The 11,640-nt window shown below is 35.8% G+C and carries 12 protein-coding genes; 9 read left to right on the forward strand and 3 right to left on the reverse strand.

From position 1 onward, the window contains the following. Positions 1 to 23: 23 nt before the first annotated feature. The 3 genes from DWB61_RS13140 to DWB61_RS13150 all read right to left on the reverse strand — a co-directional run bounded on the left by DWB61_RS13140 (position 24) and on the right by DWB61_RS13150 (position 1,625). Positions 24 to 869: a GLPGLI family protein gene (locus tag DWB61_RS13140; protein ID WP_125031371.1), complete on the reverse strand. Its 846-nt coding sequence runs from the start codon at positions 867 to 869 to the stop codon at positions 24 to 26. 69 nt (positions 870 to 938) lie between these two features. Continuing rightward, on the reverse strand, positions 939 to 1,124 hold the full coding sequence (locus DWB61_RS13145) for a hypothetical protein (RefSeq protein WP_125031372.1): 186 nt from the start codon (positions 1,122 to 1,124) through the stop codon (positions 939 to 941). 273 nt (positions 1,125 to 1,397) lie between these two features. Then, entirely contained in the window at positions 1,398 to 1,625 is a 228-nt protein-coding gene (locus tag DWB61_RS13150; RefSeq protein ID WP_125031373.1) for a hypothetical protein, read from the reverse strand. 491 nt (positions 1,626 to 2,116) lie between these two features. On the opposite strand from DWB61_RS13150, the gene sufB reads away from it, so the two are divergent. The 9 genes from sufB (at position 2,117) to DWB61_RS13195 (ending at position 11,261) form a co-directional block, all read left to right on the forward strand. Next, complete coding sequence (gene sufB, locus DWB61_RS13155) at positions 2,117 to 3,568, forward strand: Fe-S cluster assembly protein SufB (RefSeq protein ID WP_125031374.1); 1,452 nt, start codon at positions 2,117 to 2,119, stop codon at positions 3,566 to 3,568. Between the two features lie 101 nt (positions 3,569 to 3,669). Then, positions 3,670 to 4,422, forward strand: a complete 753-nt coding sequence (gene sufC / locus DWB61_RS13160) for a Fe-S cluster assembly ATPase SufC (protein ID WP_125031375.1) — start codon at positions 3,670 to 3,672, stop codon at positions 4,420 to 4,422. 101 nt (positions 4,423 to 4,523) lie between these two features. After that, positions 4,524 to 5,879 (forward strand): Fe-S cluster assembly protein SufD, encoded by a 1,356-nt coding sequence (gene sufD, locus DWB61_RS13165; protein WP_125031376.1) that lies wholly within the window; start codon positions 4,524 to 4,526, stop codon positions 5,877 to 5,879. 62 nt (positions 5,880 to 5,941) lie between these two features. Further along, complete coding sequence (locus DWB61_RS13170; RefSeq protein ID WP_125031377.1) at positions 5,942 to 7,174, forward strand: aminotransferase class V-fold PLP-dependent enzyme; 1,233 nt, start codon at positions 5,942 to 5,944, stop codon at positions 7,172 to 7,174. An 88-nt stretch (positions 7,175 to 7,262) separates the two neighbouring features. Then, positions 7,263 to 7,688 carry a SufE family protein gene (locus tag DWB61_RS13175; RefSeq protein ID WP_125031378.1) on the forward strand — a complete coding sequence of 142 codons (426 nt, stop codon included), beginning with the start codon at positions 7,263 to 7,265 and terminating at the stop codon, positions 7,686 to 7,688. A 77-nt stretch (positions 7,689 to 7,765) separates the two neighbouring features. Further along, entirely contained in the window at positions 7,766 to 8,077 is a 312-nt protein-coding gene (locus DWB61_RS13180; protein WP_125031379.1) for a metal-sulfur cluster assembly factor, read from the forward strand. A 389-nt stretch (positions 8,078 to 8,466) separates the two neighbouring features. Next, a complete protein-coding gene (queG, locus tag DWB61_RS13185; RefSeq protein ID WP_125031380.1) occupies positions 8,467 to 9,399 on the forward strand; it encodes a tRNA epoxyqueuosine(34) reductase QueG in 933 nt (310 codons plus the stop codon). A 12-nt stretch (positions 9,400 to 9,411) separates the two neighbouring features. After that, the gene (locus tag DWB61_RS13190; protein ID WP_125031381.1) at positions 9,412 to 10,254 is read left to right on the forward strand and encodes an alpha/beta hydrolase; all 843 of its coding nucleotides are present in this window, start codon (positions 9,412 to 9,414) and stop codon (positions 10,252 to 10,254) included. Positions 10,255 to 10,268: 14 nt separating this feature from the next. Further along, entirely contained in the window at positions 10,269 to 11,261 is a 993-nt protein-coding gene (locus tag DWB61_RS13195) for a GSCFA domain-containing protein (RefSeq protein ID WP_125031382.1), read from the forward strand. The last annotated feature ends 379 nt before the right edge of the window (positions 11,262 to 11,640 follow it).

Raw genomic sequence — 11,640 nt, forward strand, 5'->3', positions numbered from 1 at the left:
ATTAGTAATCTTTAGGGAAATGTTTACATCAATTCAATAGGATTATTAGTTCTTCGGGCTTTAGCCATAGCACGCTCTTTTGCTCTTTTTCTGTCTTCGGGATTTTCAAAATGGCCACCCATATCTTCAAGGCGGCGAATGACATCTTGCTTCGCATCATTTTTTGCTTTTCTAAAGCCTTCACGACTGGAGCAAATTGTTTTTGGGTAAGTAGGCAGGTAGATTAAAGTCCCCACAGGAGGTTTGGTTGCTGATATTAATTCAAACACATAGTGCTTTTTGGTATCCGCAATTTTCACAATTAAGCCTGGTAAACCGTTGAATTTATAAGGGCCCTCACTAAAAGGGATCTCAGTCGTAAACCAGGCCTCATAATTTCTTCCTCTATACGATGTTGTAGCTTTTTGGCAATTGTACCCAGAGATTTTTGCAGTATCTGATGATACCTCCCATTTAAAAAGGTCCAGGGGTTCATTATAAACAAACTTATCTTTAAATACCCGATCAAAAACACTCATCGAACCTTTAGGATCGTTTTTAAAAATCTGATGATTAAATTTAGTTTTTGGGAATATAGACATGTCTGAAACTACAATTTGAGGAGGAATGCCTCTTTTGTCGAAATCTCTTATTAGCGAATCGGTTATTATAGAGTTGTAAGATTTGTATTTAGAACACTTCTCTCCTATTAAGAGGACCATTTTCTCATGTCTTAACCTTTTAGAGTTTGTAGAGTCCATTTGATAAGAAAACTGATAAGTGCATCGAAGTTTTGCCATATCAATTGCTTCGTGGTTTTCCACTTCTGATTGGCAATATGCCATACTGAATGTAAGTAGTATAGATAATGTGGTTAGTAGTTTTTTCATAAAAGAGAGTTATTAAATAATATATTTAGAGTTTGAATTTGAGTGCATCCAAACTCTAAAATAGAATGGTTAGTCACAAATTGCGGATTCTGCTTCAAGAGCATTTTTAACAATTTGTTCAGTGGTAGAACCACAAGAAACATATCCACTATAACATGACAATTTTACAGTAACACAAGCAGCATTAGAAACTTTTGGTGTAGCTGCAATTAATAGTGTTCCAAAAACCATAAGGCTTAAAATTTTCTTTTTCATTTTTTCAAAATTTAAGTGTTAGTATTAAAAATTACTTAATTTTGCCATAGACTCCTCGAACGAGATTTTAGGCGTCTGAGTTTAAATGCGCAATTGTTTAACTCGACTACTAAATTATGTAAGCTCACTGACATTATACGTCAGTGGGCTTGTTTTTATTAAGTCTAATAAATGATGTTAAGTAAGCTTTATCGCTACCTTTCTTTAATTAGTTGTAGGCTTTATTCTAAATAAGTAGTTTTTTAGAGTGATAAGTTTTACATTAAAATCATTTTACTGTATACTAGAGTGTGATTTTTCGTTTTCTTCAAGGCAATACGATTTGGTAGTTCTACAATACCTGAATTCTAAACCATCTGTTTTCAAACTGTCTAGTAGTCGGTAGAGGACTCTTTCTTGTATGTTTAGTTTTGCAGCCAATTCCTTTGGAGTACCTGTTGCTCTATTTTTAGTAAGTTCAATAAATAGTTTTCTTTTTTCTAAAAAATCTATCTGTGTCATATTTTGGGGTTAAATAAGTGGGTTTACCCTTTATTCTCTTTATTGTTAAAAAGTAACCCAAGTAAAGCAAGTTTATTTGTTAAATATTGTTAAGCTGTTGGGTGTGAATTGCTTTGTTTTAGTTTATAAAAAGTCATTGGGTGAGTTTTTAATTATGCCAATAATATATCGGATGGTTGAATGGCAAGTCTGAAGTGAATCTTTGATGCTTTCATTATCTGTGTTTTTCATTCGTTTTTACCATCTTTATGACATATTTTCAAAGAAAAAGACATTGTGGTGTTTTATTGAGTGCCTTACAGATAGATATATAAATACTTTCTTTATATTTGCAGCGAATTTCAAACGGTTTCAGTCGGACTATACGTGCGGCGAAACAGATTTTTCGAAAGCAAGCGTTTTAGCTTCGATAGATAGAGGCAGTCTTTCATGAAAAATGATGATCGCGTTTTCGAATATGGATACTTACAACTTGATACTTTTTTTAAGATATGGCTAAAGAAGAACAAGATAAAATATTGAACGAAGTCACACAAAGTGATTATAAATACGGTTTTTCGAGTGACATCGACACAGACTTTATTGCAAAGGGTTTGAGTGAAGATGTGGTTCGTCTGATTTCGGCTAAGAAAAACGAGCCGGAATTCATGTTAGAATTCCGATTGAAAGCTTACCGTCATTGGTTGACTATGAAGATGCCCGAGTGGGCTCATCTGGATATTCCACCTATCAACTATCAGGATATTATCTATTATGCAGCTCCCGTTCAAAAAGCGAAGTTGGAAAGTATGGATGATGTAGATCCTGAGATTCGTGCCACTTTCGACAAGCTTGGTATTCCTTTGGATGAGCAAAAGCTTTTATCAAATGTTGCGGTTGATGTTGTGATGGACTCATCATCGGTAAAAACAACCTTTAAAGAAGCTTTGGCAGAGAAGGGTATTATCTTCTGTTCATTTAGCGATGCCGTTCAGGAACATCCCGATTTGATTCAGGAGTATATGGGAACTGTAGTTCCTTATCGCGATAATTTTTTTGCGGCCTTGAATTCAGCTGTATTCTCTGATGGATCTTTCGTTTACATTCCTAAAGGCGTTCGTTGCCCTATGGAGTTATCAACTTACTTCCGTATTAATGCGGAAAATACAGGTCAGTTTGAACGTACTTTAATTGTATGTGAAGACGATTCATATGTAAGTTACCTTGAAGGTTGTACGGCACCCATGCGCGATGAGAACCAGTTGCACGCTGCAATTGTTGAGATCATCGTAAAGGAAAATGCTGAAGTAAAATATTCAACGGTTCAAAACTGGTACCCAGGAAATAAAGAGGGTGTTGGTGGTATTTATAACTTTGTAACCAAGCGTGGTATTTGCCAGGGCGCTCATGCTAAGTTGATGTGGGCTCAGGTTGAGACCGGATCAGCAGTGACATGGAAATACCCTTCTACGATATTATTGGGTGATTATTCATCTAGTGAATTCTATTCGGTAGCTGTAACCAATAATCATCAGCAAGCCGATACAGGTACTAAGATGATTCATATTGGAAATCATACCAAGTCGACTATCATTTCGAAAGGTATTTCAGCAGGAAAATCGAATAACTCTTACCGAGGATTGGTAAAAGTGGTTAAGAACTGTGAAGGTGCTCGAAATTTCTCACAATGTGATTCGCTTCTATTGGGCGATAAGTGTGGAGCACATACTTATCCTTATTTGGAAGTCCATAATAAATCGGCTAAAGTCGAGCACGAGGCAACCACCTCGAAAATTGGTGAAGATCAGATCTTTTATTGTAACCAGCGAGGTATCTCAACTGAAGATGCTATTGGCTTAATTGTAAATGGTTACGCTAAAGAGGTGATAAATAAAATGCCTATGGAGTTTGCTGTTGAAGCGCAAAAACTCTTAGCAATTAGCCTCGAAGGCTCTGTTGGTTAGTTAATAATTATTAATTATTAATGAAAAATGGAGGACAATTTGCAATATCTAAAGTATGCGAATTCGTGACCTTCAATTAGTAATCTGAAATTTAAACGACAATGTTAAGTATAAAGAATCTACACGCATCAATCAACGGTAAAGAAATCCTAAAAGGGATTAACCTAGAAATAAAGCCAGGAGAAGTTCATGCTATCATGGGCCCTAATGGCGCAGGTAAAAGTACATTGGCTTCAGTATTAGCAGGACGCGAATTATTTGAGGTAACTGAAGGTGAAGTCATTTTTGAACAAAAAGATCTTTTGGACCTTTCTCCAGAAGATCGTGCTAAAGAAGGTATTTTCTTAGGCTTCCAATATCCTATTGAAATACCAGGTGTTTCAACTGTTAATTTCATGAAGACTGCTGTTAACGAGCATCGCAAATATAAAGGACTAGAGCCTTTGAAAGCGTCTGACTTCTTGAAATTGATGCGCGATAAAAAAGCCTTGGTTGAGATTGACTCTAATCTAACTAATCGTTCTGTGAACGAAGGTTTTTCAGGTGGAGAGAAAAAGAAAAATGAAATTTTCCAAATGGCTATGCTTGAACCTAAGTTAGCCGTATTGGATGAGACAGATTCGGGTTTGGATATTGATGCACTTCGTATTGTTGCCAATGGGGTAAACAAATTGAAAACAGCTGAGAATTCAACGATTGTGATTACTCACTACCAGCGTTTGCTTGATTATATTGTACCTGACGTAGTTCATGTTTTATTCGATGGACGTATCGTAAAAACTGCCGGTAAAGAGTTAGCTCTTGAATTGGAAGAAAAAGGATACGACTGGATTAAGGAAGAATTAGTAAAGTAATTAATAATTTACAATTAGTAATGAATTTCTCTGAAAGATAGAATCGTTAATTACTAATCGTTAATCACTAATTGTCAAACACTAATCGTTAATTGTACATTATGTCTATAGATACCATAAATAATGATTTTGCAGATTTGTTTGAGCAGGGGAAATCTCTTCTTGACGACAAGTCTTCAAAATTCATGAATACAAAAAGAGAGGAAGCCTTTGAGCAATTCAAAAGGCTGGGTGTTCCAACTCTTGCCAACGAAAATTACAAGTACACAAATTTAGTTCCTGCATTCGATCATCCTTATACGGTAGATTTGCAATACAGAACCGTAATGGGTGACTTAAATGAGTTGTTCTACTGCGACGTTCCTGAGTTAGATACCAATCTGGTTTTGCTTTCGAATGGTTGGTATTACAATCAGAATAGAAAACTTGATATTCCTGAAGGTGTTATTGTTTGTAGCTTGCAAGAAGCAGCCGAAAAACATAGCGAAATCTTTGATAAGCACTATGGGAAATATGCCAAGCCAAATGAGGAAGGTATTGTTGCACTAAATACAGCTTTGGCTAAAGATGGTGTATTTATTTACGTGCCTAAAAATGTAGTTGTTGAAAAACCTATTCAGGTGATTAACCTATTACGTTCCGATCGCGATTTAATGGCGACTCAGAGAAATCTGGTTGTGATTGAAGAAAATGCTCAGGCAAAACTAATTTTCTGTGATCATACCTTAACCCATAGTAAATACTTATCGAATACAGTAAGTGAGATCAATGTCGCTAAAAATGCAATATTCGATTTATATACATTGCAAAATCAGCATCTGAATGCAACGATTCTTAATTCGGTATTTATCCGTCAGGAAGCGAATTCAAATGTATTGAGCAACACGCTTTCTCTTTATGGAGGAATGATTCGTAACAATCATTACACTTTATTCGATGGCGAGCATTGCGAAAATCATACATATGGTATGTATTTGATGGATCGTAATCAGCATGTTGATAATTTCACTTTTGCAGACCATGCTAAACCTAATTGTGTGAGTAACGAGCACTTTAAAGGCGTAATGGATGATGAAGCGACCGCTGCATTTACTGGAAAAATTCATGTTCGTCGTGATGCACAAAAAACAGAAGCTTATCAGAAAAATAACAACTTATTATTGTCTGATACGGCTGTAATTAATACCAAGCCTCAGTTGATCATCGATGCCGATGATGTAAAATGTAGTCATGGTGCCACTGTTGGTCAGATGGACGACGACGCCTTGTTTTACTTACGTGCTCGAGGAATTAACGAAAAGGAGGCGCGCATGATGTTGATGTTTGCTTTTGCTCACGAGATTATTGAAAAAATTAGAATTGATGCTCTTAAAGATCGTATTGACGAATTAGTCGAGAAGCGATTGAGAGGCGAGATTTCTAAATGTAATACTTGTGCGATAGCTTGTAACCAATAGCAATGTGACAATTAGTGATTAATAATTATCAATTACTAATCACTAATCATTAATTGAAAAAAATGAGTTTAGATCCAATTAAACTACGTCAGGATTTTCCTATTTTATCTGAAAAAATTTATGGAAAACCATTGGTGTATTTCGATAATGCAGCAACGACCCAAACACCTACTCAGGTAACTGATGTGATGGTGGAATATTACAATAAATACAATTCTAATATTCATCGTGGTGTTCATTATTTAAGTAATAAATCGACTGAAGGAGCAGAGAATGCTCGTATTAAGGTTCAGAAGTTTATTAATGCAGCTCACTCTCACGAAGTGATTTTCACTGCAGGTACTACCGAGAGTGTGAACTTGGTTGCCAACTCATTTGGAGAATGTTATATTTCTGAGGGCGATGAAGTGATTGTTTCAGAAATGGAGCATCATTCTAATATCGTACCTTGGCAAATGCTTTGTCAGCGAAAGAAAGCAAGTCTAAAAGTTTTGCCTTTCAACGATAATGGTGAATTAATGATTGAGAAATTGGACGAACTAATTACAGATCGAACAAAAATTTTAGCAGTCAATCATATCTCAAACTCACTAGGAACAATCAATCCGATTAAGGAAATTATTGATTTTGCTCACTCGAAAAATGTGCCGGTTCTTATCGATGCAGCACAATCGATACAGCATAAGAAAATTGATGTTCAAGCCTTAGATGCAGATTTCTTAGCCTTTTCTGGTCATAAATTATACGGTCCTACAGGAGTAGGGGTATTATATGGTAAAGAGAAGTTCTTAAATGAAATGCCGCCATGGCAAGGCGGAGGTGAGATGATTCAAGAGGTGACTTTTGAAAAAACCACTTACAACGAGTTGCCTTTTAAATTTGAAGCAGGGACTCCTAATTATATCGATATAATTGGACTTGGAGCAGCTATCGACTATGTTGAGGCGATTGGTTTGGATGCTATTGATGCCTACGAACAAGAGTTATTAGCCTATGCAACTGAGAAATTCAATGCGATTCCTAACCTGAAAATATACGGAACAGCTAAGAATAAAACCTCTGTCATTTCTTTCTTAGTCGAAGGGATTCATTTCTATGATATGGGTATGTTGCTAGATCAAATGGGGATTGCAGTTAGAACCGGAACACACTGTACCGAACCTGTGATGCAGCATTTTGGTATTGAAGGCACCGTACGTGCATCCTTTGCTTTTTATAATACAAAAGAGGAAATTGACGCACTACTTGCAGGAATCGAGAAAGTTTGTAAAATGTTTGGGGTCAAGCATGCTTAAATTGTTTCTTAAATAATTATAACTTTGTAGCCGAATAAACGGGCTCTATTTACTGAGTCACTCTTGAAAATTACAAATGATTGGAGAAATGACCATAAACGAAATACAAGAAGGAATCATTGAGGAGTTCGCTGGTTTTGAGGACTGGATGGATAAATATGCATACTTAATTGAATTGGGAACAGACCTTTCTGGTTTAGAAGCTCAATATCAAACAGATCAGAATTTGATTAAAGGATGTCAGTCAAAAGTTTGGTTCAATGCCAAATTGGAAGATGGCGTTGTGAAACTTGAAGCCGATAGCGATGCTATTATTGTGAAAGGAATTGCTGCTTTATTAATACGAGTATTCAATAATCAAACTCCTGAAGCAATTATGAATGCTGACTTAAAATTCATCGATGAGATTGGATTGAAACAGCATTTATCTCCAACACGTTCAAATGGATTGGTTTCTATGGTGAAACAAATTAAAATGTACGGTTTGGCATTCAACCATAAGGCGAATAACTAGTAATCATGGATTGTGAGGGCTTAGACTTGAAAAGATAATTCTCAAATCTCGAATCTCAAACCTTAAATCTCAGAAAGATGAGTAGAAAACAAACAGAAGAAATTATCGTAGAGATTTTAAAAACGATTTACGATCCAGAAATCCCTGTGAATATTTACGATTTGGGATTGATATACGAAATTGACGTTTACGAAGATGATGAAGTGAAAGTTTTGATGACTCTTACTGCACCAAACTGCCCAATGGCTGATCAAATTCTTGAAGAGGTGAACGAAAAAGTGAAAGCTTTGCCTCAAATTAACGATGTAACGGTCGTTCTGACTTTTGATCCAGCTTGGGATAAAGATATGATGACTGAAGAAGCAAAACTCGAATTGGGTTTTCTATAAAATATAAAGGACTGTTTTTTTAAAACGGTCCTTTTTTTTGCTCCTGTAGATTTGTAATCTGAGGTATTGAGTTTCGGATTTGTAATCCGATTTCAAAATGTCGATAACCAGATGCCAAATTTATAGGGCGCAACCTTCGTTCCTCAGGTCGGGCTTTACGTTTCAAGTCCTCGCTCGTACCTCGCTGTGGGCTTTCCACTATAATCCCTTGCGCATACTATCTATATGACCACCTCTTATTAGTATAAATTGTAATATTTCTCCTCTTTATTTTAAGGAGGAGTTCCCGAGTGTGCGAGGGGAAGGAGCTTGTGTGGTCTTTAATTTACAAATAGTTAAATAATAATTGTACTTATTCACCAGATACCGGAATTCACTATCTTCGTATGATGAATTTAAGCCTAGCTACAAAATCCCAACTTATAATAGATAAGGCCAAAGAACTTGGTTTCGACCTCTGTGGTATTGCTGAAGCCGATTTTCTCTCTGAAGAAAAAGATCGTTTCACGGATTGGTTGGATAAGGACTATTATGGAGAGATGGGTTATATGGCCAATAATATAGACAAGCGTCTCGATCCTCGACTTTTGGTTGAAAATACTAAGTCGATTATTGTTGTTGCTCTTAATTATTTCCCCGAACATACTCAGAAAGATCCCGATGCACCAGTCTTGGCAAAATATGCCTATGGAAAAGATTACCATTTTGTGATCAAAGAAAAGTTGAATGCTTTGTTGGCATATATAAACGAAGAGATTGGCGAAACACAAGGACGTGCCTTTGCAGACTCAGCCCCAATATTAGAACATGCCTGGGCTCGTAAAGCTGGTCTGGGTTGGATTGGGAAAAATTCACTTCTTCTAAATAGAAAACTGGGGTCTTTTATGTTTTTGGGAGAATTGCTTATCGATATGCCTTTGGAATACAATTCCGAAAGTTATCCTGATTTTTGTGGAGGTTGCAATCGCTGTATTCGTTCTTGTCCGACCTCTGCTATTGTTGCCCCTAATGTCGTGAATGGAAGCAAGTGTATTTCTTATTTTACCATAGAATTGAAAGGTGATATCCCTGAGGAGATGAAGGGGAAATTCGAAAACAGGGTGTTTGGCTGTGATATTTGCCAGGATGTTTGTCCTTGGAATAGAATGGTTAAGCCACATTCTGTAGAAGCATTCAAGCCAAACCCTGATATTTTGTCCTTGTCAAAAAAGGATTGGTTTGAAATGGATGCACATCAATTTGGAAGTTTGTTCAAGAACTCTGCGGTAAAAAGAACGAAGTTTAAGGGCTTAAAACGTAATTTAAATTTTCTTGAAGAATAAAACCTGCTAGCTATGACTCGTGATTCAAAGTATATTATAACAGCCGATGGAACAAAGTTGTTTTCTCAAATGTGGAAGCCAGATCTATCGCCAGATTGTGTTATCTGTTTGATTCATGGAATAGGGGAGCATAGTTCAAGATATGATGCTTGGGCAATAAGATTTGTTTCAAATAATATAGCTCTTGTCACTTTCGACCAAAGAGGTCATGGTCAATCCGAAGGGAAAAGAGGTGTTATTCCTTCATTTAATGTATTGCTCGACGATATTGATTTACTTTTATCCCATTGTGAGAAACTTTTTCCGAATACTCCAATAGTTCTTTACGGACATAGTATGGGGGGAGGTGAGGTTTTAACTCATTTATATAATAGAGACGGCAGATATAAGGCTGTTATTGCGACCTCACCTTGGTTGATTGCTCAGCAATCGCCACCAAAATTTCTTATTCCAATTGTGAAGTTGTTTTCTCAATGGTTCCCTAAACTTAGTTTGAAAACAAAACTGAATTCTAATCTCCTTTCTCACGATCCAATAGTTGTGGAAAATTATAAGAATGATACTTTAGTGCATTCATGGGTTTCATTCCGACTATTTTATCAAGCTTATCAAGCGGGATGCAGTCTATTAAATCAGAAATCTGTTGTTACTAGACCTCTTTTGCTTTTACATGGCACTGCTGATGAAATAACATCTCACCAAGCAAGTCATCAATTTGCTGGAAAAGCAGGTCAGTTGTGCGAGTTTCATGTATTTGATAATGCTTTTCATGAATTGCATAACGATTCTTGTAAAGATGAGGTCTTTGATCTAATTTTAGCTTGGATTCATAAGAATGTAAATCCTTCCTTATAATAACTTGTGTCGCTATGAATGATGATTTGTTTAGAACAAAAGTGAACATTCCTAGATCAGAATTTGATTTTGGATATCAAAAGAATGCTGTGATGATGGGTTCCTGTTTTGTTGAAAACATTGGAGCTCAATTGAAATCGTATAAATACCAAGTCGATGTTAATCCATTTGGTGTGATTTACAACCCAGTTAGTGTTTGTAGTAGTTTGCGATTGCTAATGGAGGAGAAGGAATTTCTTGAGGATGACCTGAACTTTCACAACGACCTTTGGTTTAGTTTTTATCATCATAGTAAGTTCTCAAATTCTGATCTGTCTTTATGTCTTTCAGATATTAATGATAGTATAAAGAAGAGTTCACAAGAATTAAAGGAGGCTGATTTCTTATTCATCACTTTTGGTACAGCTTGGGTTTATGAATTATTAAGTTCTGGTAAAATTGTATCTAATTGTCACAAACTTCCAGCTAAGGATTTTAATCGATATCGATTAGATGTGGATGAGATTGTATCTATATATAAAGACTTGCTTGTTGAACTTTTGGTTTTTAATCCTAAAATTAAAGTTGTTTTTACCGTGAGTCCTATTCGTCACTGGAAAGATGGTGCCAATGGGAATCAGCTAAGTAAGGCTACTTTATTGTTAGCTGTTGAGCAGTTGAGTGAATTGTTCGATCAGGTATCTTATTTTCCTTCCTATGAAATCGTAATGGACGAATTACGTGATTACCGCTTTTATACTGACGATATGTTGCATATAAGTAATTCAGCAATTAAATATATATGGCAAAGATTTTTAGAAACATATCTTTCTGAGGAGTCTAAACAAATTCAAAAGCAGGTGGAGAAATTTATCTTAGCAGCTAATCATAGACCTTTCAATGTGACCTCCGAATCTCATCAAACCTTTATTAAATCAAGTCTGGCAAAGCTTCATGGATTTTTAAGAGTTAATCCTACGATTAATATGGATGAAGTTATTGGTAATTTAGAAAGAAATCTTCTGTAATAGGGTGGGTTTTCTCTGATAAATATTGTAAATTGCTTGTCTGACTCTTTATTTTGAAAAAAAAGTAGGTTTGATTTTCAGTTTATTAAGTATTATTTTGGATGAACGTTAAAAAATCATTAGGAAAGTTGGGAATATAAAGTCTATATTTGCACTCGCTTTAAGAGAGAGGCGTTGATCTTTGACCCGTTTGTAATGCTTGTAAACACTGAGTAATCTTGGTAAAAAACAATTAAAAAATAAACGAAAAAAGATTTGCAGTTTAGGAATTAAAGTTCTTATATTTGCAGCCGCTTAAATAGCGAAAAAGTTCTTAGAAGTCTGGTAAAGGAAAACGGCGAGAGTTGAAAAAGGGAGAGAAAATATTTCTCAAAATAAT

It is taken from the genome of Ancylomarina euxina (assembly GCF_003863355.1).
In the GTDB taxonomy this organism is placed as follows: Bacteria; Bacteroidota; Bacteroidia; order Bacteroidales; family Marinifilaceae; genus Ancylomarina; species Ancylomarina euxinus.